This is a genomic window from Neobacillus niacini, assembly GCF_030817595.1.
Lineage (GTDB): Bacteria > Bacillota > Bacilli > Bacillales > Cytobacillaceae > Neobacillus > Neobacillus niacini_G.
On the sequence record NZ_JAUSZN010000001.1, the window covers coordinates 6,021,063 to 6,038,817 of the forward strand.

The 17,755-nt window shown below is 37.5% G+C and carries 20 protein-coding genes; 14 read left to right on the forward strand and 6 right to left on the reverse strand.

Annotation, left to right across the window (positions count from 1 at the left end; all coding sequences use genetic code 11):
• Positions 1–3: 3 nt before the first annotated feature.
• Positions 4–897, forward strand: a complete 894-nt coding sequence (locus QFZ31_RS28615; RefSeq protein ID WP_307309729.1) for a deoxyribonuclease IV — start codon at positions 4–6, stop codon at positions 895–897.
• A gap of 36 nt (positions 898–933) precedes the next feature.
• Here QFZ31_RS28615 and QFZ31_RS28620 read toward each other — a convergent pair whose 3' ends face one another.
• Complete coding sequence (locus QFZ31_RS28620) at positions 934–1,188, reverse strand: DUF2624 domain-containing protein (RefSeq protein ID WP_179596841.1); 255 nt, start codon at positions 1,186–1,188, stop codon at positions 934–936.
• Positions 1,189–1,358: 170 nt separating this feature from the next.
• On the opposite strand from QFZ31_RS28620, the gene QFZ31_RS28625 reads away from it, so the two are divergent.
• The 3 genes from QFZ31_RS28625 to QFZ31_RS28635 are packed head-to-tail and all read left to right on the forward strand — an operon-like array spanning position 1,359 to position 3,405.
• Positions 1,359–2,138, forward strand: a complete 780-nt coding sequence (locus QFZ31_RS28625) for a metal ABC transporter ATP-binding protein (protein ID WP_307309731.1) — start codon at positions 1,359–1,361, stop codon at positions 2,136–2,138.
• The gene (locus tag QFZ31_RS28630; RefSeq protein WP_307309733.1) at positions 2,135–2,998 is read left to right on the forward strand and encodes a metal ABC transporter permease; all 864 of its coding nucleotides are present in this window, start codon (positions 2,135–2,137) and stop codon (positions 2,996–2,998) included. The genes QFZ31_RS28625 and QFZ31_RS28630 overlap by 4 nt, the downstream gene beginning before the upstream one ends.
• Positions 2,995–3,405: a Fur family transcriptional regulator gene (locus QFZ31_RS28635; RefSeq protein WP_133367352.1), complete on the forward strand. Its 411-nt coding sequence runs from the start codon at positions 2,995–2,997 to the stop codon at positions 3,403–3,405. The genes QFZ31_RS28630 and QFZ31_RS28635 overlap by 4 nt, the downstream gene beginning before the upstream one ends.
• A 59-nt stretch (positions 3,406–3,464) precedes the next feature.
• Here QFZ31_RS28635 and QFZ31_RS28640 read toward each other — a convergent pair whose 3' ends face one another.
• Complete coding sequence (locus tag QFZ31_RS28640) at positions 3,465–4,055, reverse strand: 5' nucleotidase, NT5C type (RefSeq protein ID WP_307309739.1); 591 nt, start codon at positions 4,053–4,055, stop codon at positions 3,465–3,467.
• Between the two features lie 233 nt (positions 4,056–4,288).
• Between QFZ31_RS28640 and QFZ31_RS28645 the strand changes: the two genes are divergently transcribed.
• Entirely contained in the window at positions 4,289–4,675 is a 387-nt protein-coding gene (locus QFZ31_RS28645; RefSeq protein WP_307311839.1) for a DUF4190 domain-containing protein, read from the forward strand.
• A gap of 104 nt (positions 4,676–4,779) precedes the next feature.
• Here the strand turns inward: QFZ31_RS28645 and ispG are convergent, their stop codons facing one another.
• From ispG to QFZ31_RS28660, 3 genes are all read right to left on the reverse strand, one after another.
• Positions 4,780–5,883: a flavodoxin-dependent (E)-4-hydroxy-3-methylbut-2-enyl-diphosphate synthase gene (gene ispG, locus QFZ31_RS28650; protein ID WP_306073827.1), complete on the reverse strand. Its 1,104-nt coding sequence runs from the start codon at positions 5,881–5,883 to the stop codon at positions 4,780–4,782.
• 116 nt (positions 5,884–5,999) lie between these two features.
• Positions 6,000–6,329: a hypothetical protein gene (locus QFZ31_RS28655; protein ID WP_307309742.1), complete on the reverse strand. Its 330-nt coding sequence runs from the start codon at positions 6,327–6,329 to the stop codon at positions 6,000–6,002.
• Positions 6,330–6,416: 87 nt separating this feature from the next.
• On the reverse strand, positions 6,417–7,196 hold the full coding sequence (locus QFZ31_RS28660) for a DUF1189 domain-containing protein (protein WP_307309746.1): 780 nt from the start codon (positions 7,194–7,196) through the stop codon (positions 6,417–6,419).
• Positions 7,197–7,333: 137 nt separating this feature from the next.
• Between QFZ31_RS28660 and QFZ31_RS28665 the strand changes: the two genes are divergently transcribed.
• Complete coding sequence (locus QFZ31_RS28665) at positions 7,334–7,816, forward strand: DUF456 domain-containing protein (protein WP_179596827.1); 483 nt, start codon at positions 7,334–7,336, stop codon at positions 7,814–7,816.
• Between the two features lie 37 nt (positions 7,817–7,853).
• On the opposite strand, the gene QFZ31_RS28670 is transcribed toward QFZ31_RS28665, so the two are convergent.
• On the reverse strand, positions 7,854–8,543 hold the full coding sequence (locus QFZ31_RS28670; protein ID WP_307309750.1) for a Crp/Fnr family transcriptional regulator: 690 nt from the start codon (positions 8,541–8,543) through the stop codon (positions 7,854–7,856).
• Between the two features lie 284 nt (positions 8,544–8,827).
• Here QFZ31_RS28670 and QFZ31_RS28675 point away from each other — a divergent pair, with 284 nt between their 5' ends.
• The 8 genes from QFZ31_RS28675 to phoU all read left to right on the forward strand — a co-directional run bounded on the left by QFZ31_RS28675 (position 8,828) and on the right by phoU (position 17,645).
• A complete protein-coding gene (locus QFZ31_RS28675; protein ID WP_307309753.1) occupies positions 8,828–9,436 on the forward strand; it encodes a superoxide dismutase in 609 nt (202 codons plus the stop codon).
• A 108-nt stretch (positions 9,437–9,544) separates the two neighbouring features.
• Entirely contained in the window at positions 9,545–10,762 is a 1,218-nt protein-coding gene (locus QFZ31_RS28680; RefSeq protein ID WP_307309756.1) for an MFS transporter, read from the forward strand.
• Positions 10,763–10,991: 229 nt separating this feature from the next.
• Positions 10,992–13,070, forward strand: a complete 2,079-nt coding sequence (locus tag QFZ31_RS28685; RefSeq protein ID WP_373459940.1) for a peptidoglycan D,D-transpeptidase FtsI family protein — start codon at positions 10,992–10,994, stop codon at positions 13,068–13,070.
• A 209-nt stretch (positions 13,071–13,279) separates the two neighbouring features.
• Positions 13,280–14,242, forward strand: coding sequence for a PstS family phosphate ABC transporter substrate-binding protein (locus QFZ31_RS28690; protein ID WP_306073393.1), 963 nt, complete (start codon positions 13,280–13,282; stop codon positions 14,240–14,242).
• A gap of 76 nt (positions 14,243–14,318) precedes the next feature.
• Entirely contained in the window at positions 14,319–15,266 is a 948-nt protein-coding gene (gene pstC, locus QFZ31_RS28695) for a phosphate ABC transporter permease subunit PstC (protein WP_307309763.1), read from the forward strand.
• The gene (gene pstA, locus QFZ31_RS28700; protein ID WP_307309765.1) at positions 15,266–16,144 is read left to right on the forward strand and encodes a phosphate ABC transporter permease PstA; all 879 of its coding nucleotides are present in this window, start codon (positions 15,266–15,268) and stop codon (positions 16,142–16,144) included. The genes pstC and pstA overlap by 1 nt, the downstream gene beginning before the upstream one ends.
• A 28-nt stretch (positions 16,145–16,172) precedes the next feature.
• Positions 16,173–16,973: a phosphate ABC transporter ATP-binding protein PstB gene (gene pstB, locus QFZ31_RS28705; RefSeq protein ID WP_307309769.1), complete on the forward strand. Its 801-nt coding sequence runs from the start codon at positions 16,173–16,175 to the stop codon at positions 16,971–16,973.
• 12 nt (positions 16,974–16,985) lie between these two features.
• Positions 16,986–17,645 (forward strand): phosphate signaling complex protein PhoU, encoded by a 660-nt coding sequence (gene phoU / locus QFZ31_RS28710; RefSeq protein WP_307309772.1) that lies wholly within the window; start codon positions 16,986–16,988, stop codon positions 17,643–17,645.
• Positions 17,646–17,755 lie beyond the last annotated feature (110 nt).

A 17,755-nucleotide genomic window follows, 5' to 3' on the forward strand; every position in this document is an offset into this window, starting at 1 on the left:
GGTTTGTTGAAAATAGGTTCACATGTTTCAATGAGCGGTAAAAAAATGTTATTGGCAGCTAGTGCGGAAGCTGTTTCGTATGGAGCAAATACCTTTATGATTTACACTGGCGCTCCACAAAACACGAGAAGGAAAAAAATTGAGGATTTGAATATTGAAGAAGGTAGAAGGCATATGGAAGCCAATGGTATTTCTGAAATTATTGTCCATGCTCCATACATTATTAATATCGGGAATACCACAAATCCTGACACGTTTGAACTAGGTGTAAGATTCTTACGTACAGAAATTGAAAGAACTGAGGCCATTGGTGCCAAGCAAATTGTATTGCATCCTGGTGCACATGTAGGTGCTGGTACGGAAGCAGGTATAAAGAAAATCATTGAAGGCTTAAACGAAGTATTAACCGGAAAAGAACAGCTGCAAATAGCATTGGAAACAATGGCGGGCAAGGGTTCCGAATGCGGGAAGTCGTTTGAGGAATTGGCGATGATTATGGATGGTGTAAACTATAGTGATCGGCTATCAGTATGTTTTGATACATGTCATACACACGATGCAGGATACAACATAGTTGAAGACTTTGATGGAGTGTTAAATGAATTTGATAAGATTATTGGTTTAGATAAATTAAAAGTTCTTCATATCAATGATAGTAAAAATGCAGTAGGAATGAGGAAAGACCGTCACGAAAATATCGGGTTTGGTCATATCGGCTTCAAAGCACTGAATTATATCGTTCACCATCCTCAGCTGAAGGATATCCCGAAAATTCTTGAGACACCATTCGTCGGTGAAGATAAAGATAATAAAAAACCGCCCTATGCATTCGAAATCGAAATGCTTCGTCAACAAATGTTTGACGAAGACCTGCTAGATAAGATAATACAAGGGTAACAAAGAAGCTGTGCTCATGGGCACAGCTTTTGTATGTCATTTTGTAAATTGAACAAATAGCTTATTCACTTCTCTTGCCACTTCAGGTCCTGCAATTTTTGCAATTTCTTTAATCAATGCCAACCTTTCACGGTCATCAAAAATATTCACATTTTTCCCTTTTAAGTACTGCGCAACCTTATATGCTTGCTGCTTATTTACTCCGATATTAAATTGTTGTGCATACTTGAATAGTTCGTCACCAGTAATGGTATTAATCTTATGATTTATGACGGTTTCAAAAATCTTCACACTCATCACCCCTTCATCTACTGTATGAAGGGAGAAAATGGAGTGTTACAAAATGTGAAAGAGGAAATTAATTAGAATCCTGTAAAGGTAAAGACTTTACATTGGTAACTTCCTATTGTATACTACTTTAAGTTAAATCGGAATGATTCTTAAAATTAAGGTGTGAGTGTATGAAATCACAATCTATTATTGAAATAAAAAATCTTTCTTATCGATATGAAAAAGATACAGTCTTAGAAAACATTAACGTCTCTGTTCCAAATGGTTCATTTTTAGCGATTGTTGGTCCAAATGGTTCTGGGAAGTCCACGCTATTAAAACTGATTTTAGGACTATTAAAACCACAAAAGGGAGAAATCCATTTATTCGGACAAGACATAAGTAAATTCAAAGATTGGCAGCAAATCGGTTATGTATCGCAAAAGGCCAATTCATTTAATACCGGTTTTCCTGCCACAGTATTTGAGGTAGTTTCTAGTGGATTAACAAAGAAGCTTGGGTTGTTCCGCTTTTTTCAGAAAGAACATACACAAAAAGTCCATGAAGCATTAGAAGCTGTAGGTATGAGGAAGTTTAGTAATCGAAATATCGGGGAGTTGTCAGGGGGGCAGCAGCAAAGAGTATTTATTGCCCGTGCCCTTGTGAGTGAGCCCAAGCTGTTAATTCTTGACGAGCCAACGGTTGGGGTAGACGCTGAAAATGTAAACTCATTTTATCATATGCTCGCAGACTTAAATAGGCAGCGGGGGATTACACTCCTTTTAGTTACACATGACATCGGAACCATTTCAGATAAAGTGACCCATGTAGCTTGTCTAAACAAGCATTTACATTTTCATGGCGAAACGAGTGAATTTGAAAAGCATCGCAGTGAAGGGATGTCTGAATTTTATGGGACGGATGTCCATCTTCTTTCCCATCACCATGACCACGGAGGCGTTTATAAATGATTCAAGGAATTTTTCAATATGAATTTTTACAAAATGCCTTCCTGACAGGAATTTTGATAGGATTTCTTGCACCCCTTTTAGGTGTCTTCATCGTTGTGCGACGGCTTTCATTAATTGCGGATGCCCTAAGTCATGTCACATTGGCGGGAATTGCGGCCAGTCTATTACTTGAAAAATACTTTGTTGCATTAAGTGGCTTAAATCCGCTTTACTTAGGAATGGTCTTTTCAGTAGGGGGCTCACTATTCATTGAAAAGCTGCGGGGCGTATACAAACATTACCAAGAGCTCGCTATCCCAATTATTCTGTCAGGCGGCATAGGACTTGGTGTCATTTTTATTTCGCTTGCTGATGGGTTCAATACGGATTTGTATAGTTATTTATTTGGAAGTGTTTCTGCGGTAAGCCGCACAGATTTATGGGTTATTTTTGTTATTAGTATCGTCGTTGTGATCACGGTCATTTTATTATATAAAGAGCTATTTTTATTATCTTTTGATGAAGAGCACGCTAAAGCCTCTGGGATAGCAGCAAAAAGCATTCACTTTATCTTCATTATCATGGTGGCACTTGTCATTGCCGCTTCTATGCGAATTGTGGGAATCATGCTCGTTTCTTCGTTAATGACGTTACCAGTGGCAGCAAGTATCCGCGTTGCCAAAGGATTTAAACAAACAATCTTTTTATCGATTGTTTTTGGAGAAATAGCCGTTCTTGGAGGACTGTTCAGCTCTTATTATTTAGACCTTGCTCCTGGTGGAACGATTGTTATGATTGCAGTCGCTATTTTAGTATTTACCATCGTTTACAAAAAAATAATGATTAAAAATCACGTTTCACAAGGGGGTGCAGCAGGATGAATGTAAATGAAGCCATTCAATTCTTAAAAGAAAATGGATTTAAACAAACGGGAAAAAGAGAAGATATGCTTCAATTATTTGCGGACAGCGATAAATATTTAACAGCGAAGGATGTCTTAGATGAATTGAAGGAAGACTATCCAGGGCTCAGCTTTGATACCATTTATCGGAATCTTTCCCTTTTTGTTAAAATGGGAATTCTTGAAATGACGGAACTATCTGGTGAAAAGCATTTTCGCTTTTCCTGTTCACGCCACCAGCATCATCACCACTTTATCTGTATGGATTGCGGTAAGACAAAAGAAATTGAAACTTGCCCAATGAACAGCTTAAGTGAGGATTTAAAAGGGTATGATATTTCTGGACACAAATTCGAAATTTATGGACGTTGTCCTGAATGTCACTAGAAAAGCGGAAGCCCCCCTAGGAGCTGTAGCTAGACAGACAAAATAAGAAAAGCATGGCTTTATAACAAAGCCATGCTTTTCTTGCTTTTCTCAAGCCAATTTTTCACCCAATCATTAGCTTCATACCAATTATTAACTCGGATAACACCATTAGGAATCGGGTCTTGATTATAAGGAGTATTAAACAAAAGAACAGGGATGTTACACTCTTCATGAATCATGACTGCATTATCATGCTTATCCTCAAGAAAAATATCTACATTGTGATACTTAGCTGATGCAACCTTGTCATGTGAGCCAATTAATTCAATATGGTGATAATACAACCCATTTTTTTTAAACCATGTCTTTGTATTTTCCAAGAGTTCTGGACCACGTGCACTAATGAAAAATAATTCATGTTCTTTTTTCCATTTGTTTAGGATTTTTTCAGCACCCTTTGCAAGCGGAGATTTTTCATACATAAGTGGTTCTTTTTCAATAAACCATTTAGAAAATTCTTCATCTGAAACGTTAACAACCTTATTTAAGTCATATTCAATAATATCGTCTAAGGTAAGGTTAAGCCCAAATTCTTCATTAATAAAGGGTATAAGTGCAGAAGGGCACGTTACGGTCCCATCAATATCAATTCCAAATCTTTTCCTCATATGTAGTCCCCTTCAACTGCCAAGTTTTTTAACTTTATTTTACCATAACTAAAATGATGAAAGTTACAAACAATAATTAATGCTCCTATTACTGAAAGTGAGGGATTCGGATGGAAGATAAAAAAGACACGAAAGTGGCTGGGTATCTCCCAAGTCCAAAATCTAATCAAAATAGTCCAAAGTCTTCAGAATATAAAGAAGAAACAGCTACTGAAATTGCAGTGCCTGTTGCTATCACCCGACCATCGTTCCAGGAAAAATCAAAGAATGGTTCAGGGGCTGGCAAAGGTACTAATGCTGGTACAAACTCTTCGGAATATAAAGAAGAAACAGCGGCAGAAATTGCAGCACCTGTTCCTATAACCCGACCATCCTTCCAGGAAAGATCAAAAGATAGCTCCGGTGCTGGCACGGGTACAAAAGCTGGTACAGGAATGGGATGGGCTGCGTTAGCTTTATCTATTTTATCACTTTTTGTAATGCCGATTCTTTTTGGTGCAGCAGGTATTGTGTTAGGATTCGTTGCTAGACGTCGAGGAGCAGAAAGTCTTGGCGCGTGGGCAATCGGGATAGGGGCCATTTCGATAATTGTCGGTATCTTTATCCTGCCGTTCTTTTAACAGCAGCTTGCAAATATAGGGGCAATAAGAAAAGTATAAGCGCCTAGGCGCTTATGCTAGACAAAAAAAGAAACCCGGCAGTTTTGCCGGGTTTCTTAATGTTTTTATTTGGTTACTTCTGCTTCCTCTAATGCCTTTTTCTGAAAATATTCCTCAGCAATTTGATCGATTTCTTTTTTCAATTCATCGACTAACTGGTCTTCTGGAACTTTACGTACGATTTCACCCTTACGGAATAGTAAGCCCTCACCACGTGCGCCGGCAATACCAATGTCAGCTTCTCTAGCTTCACCAGGACCGTTTACGGCACAGCCTAATACAGCTACTTTAATAGGTGCCTTAATTTTAGAAATATAATCTTCCACTTCATTGGCAATACTGATTAAATCAATTTCAATTCTGCCACAGGTTGGACACGAAATTAACGTTGCAGCATTCGATGAGAGACCGAATACTTTTAAAAGTTCTCTGGCAACTTTAACTTCTTCAACTGGGTCAGCACTTAAGGAAATACGGAGTGTATTACCAATACCTTTGCTAATAATCGCTCCTAGTCCTGCCGCGCTTTTTACAGTACCAGCAAATAAAGTACCTGATTCTGTAATACCTAAGTGCAGAGGATAATCGAATGCCTTTGAAGCTTTTTCATAAGCTTCAATTGCAAGGTTAACATCTGAAGCTTTCATGGAAACAATAATGTCATGAAAATCCAGGTCTTCAAGGATTTTGATATGATGGAGAGCACTTTCGACCATTCCATCAGCAGTAGGATAACCGTATTTCTCGAGTATTCTTTTTTCGAGAGAGCCTGCATTTACACCAATGCGGATTGGAATTCCGCGTTTCTTGGCTGCATTCACAACTGCTTCTACTTTTTCTCTTTTTCCGATGTTTCCTGGATTAATCCGAATTTTATCGGCGCCGCCTTCAATGGCTTTAAGCGCTAATTTATAATCAAAATGAATATCAACTACTAAAGGAATATTAATTCTCTTTTTTATTTCAGGAATCGCATTTGCCGCTCTTTCGTCCGGGCAAGCAACACGGACAATCTGACAGCCGGCTTCTTCCAGACGTTTGATTTCAGCAACGGTTGCTTCCACATCATGTGTTTTAGTAGTGGTCATGCTTTGTATGAATAATTCGTTACTTCCGCCAATTGTTAAGTTACCAACCTTAACGGGACGGGTTTTCGTACGATGTGTAATTTCACTCAAGGAAATTCGCTCCTTCAAATTGGATTCGAATAATAGTTAGTTTAAACATGCACCTATTATTTTATCAGTCCTTTGCCAATCTTGACAAGACAGACGCTTTTGTCTCCCTATTTAGAGTAGTCAGGAAACGCATAAGTGGAGCCAATTTGAATCTTTTCTGGAGATAAACCAGGATTTAAGCTTTGAAAATCTTCAATGAGTTCATCAATTGATACAGGTAACGGCTTTTTTATATGATTTTCTACTATTGATATTAAGGTTTCACCGGGTTCCACTTCAGCTTCAAAAGAGTCCATCGAATTGTTAATGTTGGTCATTGTCGCAACCGTTGGCTCTGTTTTTTGGGTTTCCTCTTTCGGCAGAGTCCCTGCTGTTAAATCAATATATATTACATAAATAGTAAGAAGTCCAAATAAAAAAAGGCAAATTCTTTTCATGGGATAGGCCTCCAAATGGGGATGTTTGTACATTCCTATGCTTGTCCACTTCTATATAGAACGAAAAAACGCACCTAAGGGGTGCGTTTAATTCTCAATATTTGTTTTTTCGTTTGGAATTTCCTTTATGGCTAAAAATAAGATGATGATCTCAACAAACCAATTAATATAAAAGCTATTTGGTACAGGTGTATTAAGGGCGCTCATAATCGTAAAGAAAACCGTTGGCAGCGTTACACTATAGGCAGCCATTCTCCATAGGTGGCGATAACTAATACTTCTGCCAGCAAGATTTTTTAATAATAAACCAATCCAAGCTAGAATGGACACTTCGATGAAGCTTACGGCACTTGATACAAGAAACATAAAAATCGAAATAACAGGAATAATGATTCCCTTCATCCCATCAACGGTATCAACTATATCGATAAAATCTTCTTTCGTAAGTGTTAAACCTTCCATCATAGAGTAAGAATAGGAATCAATTCTTCCACCTGCTACGACGGTAATTTCGCTCTTCAGCAAAGCGATGGCATTTCCCTTGTCCTCAACATCCTCGTTTGTAATTACACCAGTTGGATCTACAATGATGGAGAAATCGCCTTTATCAACGGTTATAGGTACATCCGTTTCGGCAGAAAGGGTTCCATTTTCTATCGTAAAAGAGGGGATATCATCGTTTATGACTGATTTAGTACTTTCAATTCCCGCATTAAGCATTGTATTTAAGTAAAAAATCGCTGGCAAAATGGATAGGAAGGTAAGAAAAAATACATATAAAATGGTTTTCCCAATCCCTTGAAAACGGAATGAAGCAATATCCTTTGGAGAATAAATACTTTTATAAAATTGCTTGAAAATATTCATAATTACCACCTTAATAAAGTTTCACCCTTCTATTGTAGCTTTAGGAGCTGATATAAACAAGAATGATGAATTATGAAACTAATTAGAGAGATGTGCGTATAAGGTAAGAACTAAAACTACAAAAGGATGGAGAAATCATGGAGATCGTTTATTGGTCAATCATTATAGTGCTTTTTATCATTGGGTTTGTCGGTCTGGTATATCCCATAATCCCAAGTGTTTTGTTTCTTTTAGCCGGATATATTCTATATGGTGTCTTTTTTTCATTTGAACCTTTCGGGTGGTTCTTTTGGGTGATTCAAAGTTTTTTTATTATCCTACTGTTTGTCGCAGATTATATTGCCAATATGATTGGGGTACAAAAATACGGTGGTTCAAAGGCTGGTGTATGGGGGAGTACAATAGGACTTTTAGTCGGACCATTCATTATTCCGTTTCTGGGAATTCTTGTTGGGCCGTTTATTGGCGCGGTAGGAGCAGAGCTTCTGGTTAATAAGCGAGATTTCAAGAACAGTTTAAAAATCGGTTTTGGGTCTGTTGTAGGATTTATTAGCAGTGTCATAACGAAAGCAATCATCCAAACCCTCATGATTGTATACTTCTTATTAGTTGTTTTTTAAATGAAAATAATCCTCCTCAGGTCATGAGGAGGATTGTTTAATTTACGCCGCAAATTTCATAGGGGCAGTTTTGGCAGTCTACGTCTTCTTTTAGATATCTGATATTCTTTATCGTGAATTTTTGCTGATCATAGGAAATGATATCTTTTTCCCGCAATTCTTTTAAAGCACGTTGAATGACCTCTCTAGTTCCGAAGGTTAAATTGGCAAGTTCCTGATGTGTTAGGGGCAGGTCAATAAGAATACCATCCTCTGTCATTACACCATAGGCATTACAAAGACGAATGAGAATAGAATAGAGGCCGCCTTTTTTACCATTCATGATAAGATCCTGGCATTTCATTTGTGCTTTTAGGTAGCTAGTGCTTAACCAGGATACAAAATCATTCATAGCATCTGGATCATTCCTAATAAAATCCTCAAATTGCTCTTTTTTGATCGCAAGAATTTGGCTGTCTGACAGGGTCTTTGCATAAAACTGATAGTGAGGATTATGTTTAAATAGTTGATATTCAACAATCATTTCACTGCTATTTAATATTTTTAATATAAAATCCTTCCCGCTCATGTGGACTCTCCCTAATGCCACTGTTCCACTGAGCAATAGGTATACATATTCAACCGAGTCCTTTTCCTGAAAAAGAACACTTCCCGCTTTTACTTTTATAATTTGTTCTGTTTTCTGAAAAAATTGTTCTAATAAACTATAAATGGAAAAACTGCGCATATAACCATCTCTCCTTTATACCCCTCAATTTGATTTAATCATGTATTAACAACTTATCACTAGTCGAAACATGACAATTTATTGAAAACTAATAAAAATAATGTATAAAATTTTCCTTGGGAGGATATTGTATATTTGTTAGGAGCACTGAGCTTTTTATTTGAAAGAAAACACTTTCTTTGATAATCTTAAGCTACAAAGCTTTAGGAATATTCTAAAATTGTTTTGATTTTAGACATATCTTTAAGGCTAAAAAACTTTTGTATACATAGGAGGAAATACCAATGGCATTTGAATTACCACAATTACCTTACGCTTATGATGCGCTTGAGCCTCACATTGACAAAGAAACAATGAATATTCACCACACAAAACATCACAATACTTATGTAACAAACTTAAATAATGCTCTACAAGGCAATGATGAATTATTAGCTAAATCAGTTGAAGAAGTTATTGCTAACCTAGATGCAGTTCCAGAAGCAGCTCGTACTGCTGTCCGTAATAATGGCGGCGGACACGCTAACCACTCATTATTCTGGCAAATTCTTGCTCCAAATGGCGGTGGTGCACCATCTGGTGAGCTAGCTGACGCAATTAACAATAAGTTTGGCAGCTTTGAAAGTTTTAAAGACGAGTTTGCAAAAGCAGCAACTACTCGTTTTGGATCAGGCTGGGCTTGGCTGTCTGTTAATAATGGTGAATTAGAAGTTTCAAGCACACCAAACCAAGACTCACCTTTAATGGAGGGTAAAACACCTATCCTTGGTCTTGATGTTTGGGAGCATGCTTATTACCTTAACTATCAAAACCGTCGTCCTGATTACATCGCTTCTTTCTGGAACGTTGTTAACTGGGATGAAGTTTCAAAACGTTACACTGCAGCGAAATAATAATAATTACATTAAAAGACAGCTGATTTTTTCAGCTGTCTTTTTATTTTTTCGTATAAAGGCTCCCTCCTTGTTAAAGAATAACCCTTATCACAAAGGGGAGTTACTATGGCGAAAAAATTTAAGTTTTTAGGTGACGTAGAATTAACAAAAGATTTATCCTTGCTGTTAATCATTGGTGGTTTATATTCTTTAAGTGTTTCACTCTCAAATACTTTTGTGAATATTTATTTATGGAAACAAACGGGAGAATATTCAGACCTTGCGCTTTATAACCTTTCGATTGTTATTTTACAGCCCTTAACCTTCATCTTAGCTGGCAGATGGGCGAAAAAGATTGATCGCGTTAAGGTGTTACGAATCGGAGTCAGTTTTTTAGCGATATTTTATTTGATGGTTTTAATAACTGGTAAGAATGCTTCAACTTATTTATTACTGTTAGGAAGCCTGCTTGGAGTTGGATATGGATTTTATTGGCTTGCCTATAATGTCTTAACATTTGAAATAACTGAACCTGAAACAAGAGATTTTTTTAACGGCTTTTTAGGAATATTATCTTCAACTGGCGGGATGATTGGCCCTATTGCTGCTGGAATTATTATAACTCGTTTTGAAAAATTTACGGGGTATTCAATTGTATTTGGAATATCACTTTCTCTCTTTGCACTTGCCGTATTCTTAAGTTTTTCATTAAAACCACGTCCTGCAAATGGCAAGTATGATTTTAGAAGGATATTAGCAGAAAGAAAGAAAAACGAAAACTGGCGGCTTATCACAAATGCAAATTTCTTCCAAGGGCTTAGAGAAGGGACATTTTTATTTATTATCTCGGTACTGGTCTACATTTCCACTGGAAGTGAGCTTGCTCTAGGGACCTTCGGGTTGATTAACTCCGGAATTTCCTTCATAGCCTATTATGCGGCATCCCGGTTGATTAAAAAAAACAGGCGAAAAAAGGCAATACTTATTGGTGGTATTATCCTTTATATAGCTGTTTTGATTATCGTCTGGGATGTTAATTATGTAAAACTTTTAATTTACGCAGCGATGATTGCCGTTGCTTATCCTATTTTGCTTGTACCATACATGTCCACTACTTATGATGTGATTGGATCTGCATGGAAAGCAGCCGAAATGAGAATTGAGTATATAGTGGTCCGCGAAATCTATATTAATCTGGGGAGAATCGTTTCGATACTGTCCTTCCTAGCAGCAGTTACTTGGTTTAATGAAAAGCAAAGCATTCCAATTCTGCTATTATTTTTAGGTGCTGGACACTCACTAATTTATTTGTTTGTAAGACGAGTCCAATTACCTGCGGCGTGACACGATGAGTAATTCTTTTTACTCATCGTGTTTTTTTATTTACATATTTTTTGAGTGTTTTGTTGGATGTTGTCAATTGGAAAGTCTTTTTCATAGAAAGTACGGCGGTTTTCCGCTAAAATAAGGCTTATCATGTCGAATTGACAAGGAAGTGAGAAACTTGGTTATTAAAAAGAAAAAGAAGCCGCATGTCACTTTTCGCCTGAACATTCTTTTCTTCGTTATATTTATGCTGTTTTCTGTTCTTATCCTGCGTTTAGGTTTAGTCCAAATTGTTTACGGTGAGGATTTTAAACGTGAAATCGAAAGAACGGAAGATATTACTGTTAACAACCCAGTGCCTCGGGGAAAAATGTTTGACCGGAACGGGAAAGTTATTGTAGATAATACACCGTTAAATGCGATCACCTATACAAAATTCCAGGATACAAGCCAAGAAGAAATGCTCAAAACCGCTGAACGCTTGGCACAGCTGATTGATAAAGATATTTCAAAAATTCGTGAACGTGATAAACAGGATTTTTGGATATTAAAAAACCCTGAGAAAGCAAAAGAAAAAATTACAAAGAAAGAATGGGACTTATACGAACAAGAAGAACTAGATGATAAAGAAATTTATAATCTGCAGTTAAAAAGGATTAATAAGGATGACCTAGCTAGTCTAACTACAGAAGATCTAGAAACACTTGCGATATTTAGGGAATTTAATAGTGGATATGCTCTAACGCAACAAATTGTAAAAAATGAAAATGTCACTCCTGAAGAGTTTGCTGTAGTCAGTGAAAACTTAGAAAGTCTGCCTGGAGTTGATACAACTACAGATTGGGAACGATATTATGCTTTCGGAAACACATTAAAAACCGTACTTGGTAATGTTACTTCTTCTGATGAAGGCTTACCAGAAGATAAACTAGAAGAATACCTTGCTCGTGATTATAGCCGTAACGACCGGGTGGGCAAAAGCTATATTGAGCTTCAATATGAAGATGTCCTGCATGGGCAAAAAGGTAAAGTGAAAAATGTTACCGACAAAGCGGGCAAAATCTTGTCCACTGAAGTGGTTTCAGAAGGACAGCGCGGAAAAGATCTTGTCCTAACAATTGATATGAATCTGCAGCTTGAAATCGAAAAAATCATTGAAGAAGAACTTTGGAATGCCAAGCAAAATTCTAAATCTGCTCTTTTAGACCGTGCTTTTGTTGTTCTAATGAACCCCCACACTGGTGAAATATTAACCATGGCGGGTAAACAAATTGCTAAAGATAATGAGACAAATAAACAAGAAATGCGTGACTTTGCTCTTGGAAACATCACGACTTCTTATAACGTTGGTTCCGTTGTTAAAGGAGCAACGATATTGACCGGTTATAATACAGGGGCAATCCAACCAGGATCGACCCAATATGACTCACCTTTATTGATAAAAAATACACCTCCAAAATCTTCTTGGAAGAACTTTGGAAATATTAACGACCTTAGGGCCCTTCAGGTTTCATCAAACGTTTATATGTGGAAGACAGTAATTGAAATGGCAGGTGGACAATATGCACCGAATAAGCCACTTCCACTAGACGTAACTGCTTTTGACACGATGCGTCAATCATTCAGTCAATTTGGTCTTGGTACAAAAACCGGAATTGATCTTCCAAATGAGAGTACTGGTTATGCCGGACCGTTGAAGCAGCCTGGTTTGCTTCTTGACTTGGCGATAGGTCAGTATGATACCTATACGGTTATGCAATTAGCACAATATGTTTCAACGATTGCGAACGGCGGGTATCGAGTACAGCCTCATATAGTAAAGGAAATTCGTGAACCAGTCCTAGAGAATAACGAATTAGGTCCAATTGTTCAAGAAATTGAACCTACGATTTTAAATCGAATCGATGGTAAGGATGAATGGATTGATCGAGTACAGGAAGGCTTTAGAATGGTTATGCAAGTAGGGGATGGTACCGGTGTTAGTTCCTTTAAGGGTGTAGATTACAGTCCTGCAGGTAAAACCGGTACTGCTCAAGCGTTTTATGATGGCCCAGAGCGAAAGAAATTTGGGAAAATACCGCCTGAAGTAATGAATTTGAGTCTTATAAGTTATGCACCGTCTAATAATCCAGAGGTGGCAATGGCTGTTTTAGTTCCATGGGCATACCAAGGGAACAGTGGTCCAGCGACAGCCAATATTATTGGCAGAAGGGTTATGGATACCTATTTTAATCTAAAAAAACAAACCCAAACTGATGGTACAAATGTTGTTAATCAAAATGAAGGTACGACTGAAAATACCGATACACAACAAAATAATCAATAATATGGTCCGAACACCTATCTCAAAAATAGAGATAGGTGTTTTTTTATTTTAATAGAATCTAAATTATTTGCGATTTACAAAAGATATACATTCATTTACAAACCCTTTACATTACATTAAAACAAGCTTTACACAAGGAAGGTATGATTATTCTTGTAAGGAAAAACGAACAGAGGGTTACAAACCAAAATTCTAGGGGGAATTACGTAATGAAAAGCTTTAAGAAACTAGCACTAACAGCTATGATGACTGGAGTTCTTGCTTTTACAGCCGCTTGTGGTGCACAAGGAACTGAAAGCAGTAAGGATCAAGCTGGTGCAGAAGCAAAGCAACTACAAGGTGAAATTAAAATAGACGGTTCATCTACAGTTTTCCCAATCATGGAGGCAGTGGTTGAAGAATATGGCATGACACAGCCAGGTGTAAAAGTCTCTGTTAGTTCATCAGGAACTGGCGGCGGTTTTGAAGCTTTTATCGCTGGTGAGACAGAACTAAGTAATGCTTCCCGTCCAATTAAAGATGAAGAAAAAGCAGCACTCGAAGAAGAGGGCATTGATTATACTGAAATACAATTAGCATTTGACGGACTATCAGTTGTCGTAAATAAAGATAATGACTGGGTTGATCACTTAACAATTGATGAATTAAAGAAAATTTGGGTTGAAGATGGAACTGTGAAAAAATGGTCTGATATTCGTCCAGAATGGCCAGAAGAAGAAATTAAGTTATATTCTCCAGGTACTGATTCAGGAACATTCGATTACTTTGATGAAGTGATTTTAGATGGACAGCCCATTGTTGAAAAAGCAACCCTTTCAGAAGATGACAACACACTAGTTCAGGGTGTGCAAGGTGGAAAATATTCAATTGGATACTTTGGCTATGCTTACTATGCTGAAAATAAAGATACTCTGAAAATTGTTCCTATCGATGGGGGCAATGGTCCGGTTGAACCGACTAATGAAACAATCGAATCTGGCGAGTATGCACCTCTTTCACGTCCTTTATTCACTTATGTGAAAAACTCAGCCATTAAAGATCAAGAAGAGGTTTACGATTTCATGAAGTTTTTATTAGAAAATGCTGCAACATTATCTGAGGACGTAGGTTATGTTCAGTTACCTGAAGAAGAGTATACCAAACAGCTAGAAACACTAGAAACTCTCAAGTAGGGATTAAAATTATTCTATAGTGAGAAGCGCTAACCGTGCTTCTCATGTTGTCTTTGTGAGGAAAGGGGTTTTCAATTTGACTAGAGAAAACACGAAATCCTTCTCTGTTCAGGAGTTGATTCAAGAGAAGAAAAAAAAGAAAAGCACAGCTGGAATAATAGAGAAACTTATGCCATATATTTTGTTTTTGACGGCAGCTGTATCCGTGTTGACGACAATTGGCATTATATTAACGCTTATTTTTGAGACATTTCTATTCTTTGATGCCGTATCAATAAAAGAATTTTTTACTGAAAGAAAGTGGTATCCATTTTCTGAGTCAGAAGGATCCTATGGGATTCTTCCGTTAGTGTCTGGAACGCTCAAGGTAACACTAATAGCTGCTATCGTTGCTGTTCCAATCGGACTAACTTCTGCCATTTATTTGAGTGAATATGCATCTGACCGATCTCGCAGAATTATTAAACCGATATTAGAGGTACTTGCTGGAATTCCAACAATTGTTTATGGATTCTTTGCTCTTACTTTTGTTACTCCACTATTACGTGAACTAATTCCATCTCTTGAAATTTTTAATGCTCTTAGTCCTGGTATTGTTATTGGGATCATGATTACGCCGATGATTGCATCACTTTCAGAAGATGCAATGTCAGCAGTTCCAAACTCTATGCGTGAAGGTGCTTTAGCACTGGGATCAACTAAATTTGAAGTAGCCATTAAGGTAGTCTTACCTGCAGCTGTTTCAGGAATCGTTGCTTCGATTGTGTTAGCTGTCTCACGAGCAATTGGGGAGACCATGATTGTTGCGGTTGCTGGTGGTTCTACGCCTAACCTTGACTGGAATGTAACAAGTTCCATCCAAACCATGACGGCGTATATCGTTCAAGTGAGTCAGGGTGATGCAGGTTATGGTACGACGATATACTATAGCATCTACGCGGTTGGTATGACGCTATTTGTATTCACGCTATTGATGAATTTACTGGCCCAATACATCACCCGTCGTTTTAGGGAGGAATATTAATGAACTTAATAAATCACGAAACTGTAGTTAAACGGATGAAACCAAGATTAGCAAAAAATTCAGTAACAAAGTGGATATTTTTCACAGCCACTATGTTTGGACTATTAGTTTTAGGAGTTTTACTCTATCGGATATTCTCTCAAGGACTTGGCTACCTGGACTTACAATTTTTGCAAAGTCTTCCCTCAAGGAAACCTGAACAAGCCGGTGTTTACACGGCTTTAATTGGAACGATTTGGCTAATGGCTGTTGTAGCACCCGTTTCTTTATTGCTAGGAGTAGGTACTGCCATATATCTAGAAGAATATGCTAAAGCAAGCAAAATGACTAATTTTATAAAAATCAATATATCCAATCTTGCAGGTGTGCCATCGATTGTTTTTGGATTATTAGGTTTAACTGTATTTGTCCGTGCTCTTGCACTAGGGACAAGTGTACTAGCGGCTGGTCTAACTATGAGTTTACTTGTTTTGCCGGTTATCATCGTTGCAGCTCAAGAAGCGATTCGTGCAGTGCCGAGGGAATTAAGAGAGGCTTCATTCGGTATGGGAGCGACCAAATGGCAAACGATTGTACGAGTGGTTTTGCCTGCAGCCATTCCTGGTATCCTTACAGGCGGGATTTTGGCATTATCCCGAGCTATTGGTGAAACAGCACCATTAGTCGTTCTTGGTATGCCGTTGTTCCTAGCATTCTTACCAAATTCATTATTTGATATGATGACCGTACTGCCGATGCAAATCTACAATTGGACAGGCCGTCCTCAGGCAGAGTTTCATGCATTAGCTGCGGCTGGGATTATCGTCTTACTTGTTATGTTAATTTTCATGAATTCTATCGCAGTTTTAATTCGAAATAAATTCCAGAAAAGATATTAAAAGTTACTTTTAGGGAGGAAACGATTGTATGAAAACAACATCTGCAACTGCAAAAATAATCGACCCGCAAAATAAACAGATAGTATATAAGACAAGCAATTTAGATTTATGGTACGGAGAAAATCATGCGTTAAAAAATATTAATCTTGATATTATGGAAAATGAAGTTACAGCGATTATTGGACCTTCTGGGTGTGGGAAATCCACTTATATAAAGACACTAAATCGTATGATTGAGTTAGTTCCGGGAGTAAGGACCGGTGGTGAAATACTATACCGGGAAAGAAATATTCTTGATAAATCTTATCAAGTAGAAGAATTAAGAACAAAGGTGGGGATGGTATTTCAAAAGCCAAATCCTTTTCCGAAATCAATTTATGAAAATGTAGCTTATGGACCGAAAATTCATGGTATTCGTGATAAAAAGATTTTAGATCAGATTGTCGAGAAAAGCTTAAGAGGGGCCGCTATATGGGATGAGGTAAAGGACCGCCTTCATCAAAATGCATACGGATTATCTGGTGGGCAGCAGCAGCGCCTTTGTATTGCCCGCTGTCTGGCTATTGAACCGGATGTTATTCTTATGGATGAGCCCACTTCGGCACTGGACCCTATTTCAACGTTAAAGGTTGAGGAGCTTGTCCAAGAATTGAAAAAGGATTTCAGCATCATCATTGTTACGCATAATATGCAGCAAGCTGCAAGGATATCTAAGAAAACAGCTTTCTTTTTAAATGGTGAGGTTATCGAATTCTCTGAAACGAATAAGATTTTCTCTACTCCGCGAGATAAGAGAACTGAGGATTATATTACAGGAAGATTTGGATAATGAGGTGAAGGGATGAGTACAAGATCGAAGTTTGATAGTAAATTAGTGAGTTTAAAAGAAAAACTATTAAAAATGGAAAAATTAGCTGAGACTGCTGTTCGTAACTCACTCAGTGCCCTAATTAATCATGATTTGGAGAAAGCAAATCAGGTTATCGAGGAGGATAATGCCATTAATGCGCTGGAGCATGAAATTCATGATATGGCTTTATTATTGATTGCTAGAGAATCACCGGTCGCAAAAGATTTAAGGACACTCAATGTAGCGCTAAAGGTTTCTTCTGAAGTGGAGCGAATGGCGGATATGGCTGTTAATATTGCCAAAGCCACATTGCATATTGGTAATGAAAAGCATTTTAAAGAAATCTTGGATATTCCAAAAATGATGGACCATGCTCTTGAAATGGTAACGATGTCTGTTAAAGCCTATGTAGACGAAGATGTCATGCTGGCACAGAAATGTGCTGAAAGAGATGATGTTGTAGATAATATGTTTGGTAATTTGGTACATGAGTTAATTAGCAAGGTTCCGGAAAATCCAAGTGCAACAAATCAGATTATCCAGCTTGCTTTTGTCTGCAGATTCATCGAAAGAATTGCCGATCATTCAACAAATATAGCAGAGAATGTAATTTACTTGGTAACAGGAAAACATTTTGATTTAAATGAATAATTAACTATTTCACCAAAGATGAGACACTAAACTATGTCTCATCTTTTTTATTTACTGAGAAAAATGTCACTTTATGGAGCGGCAAAATACGACAAAATACGTTTATTGTA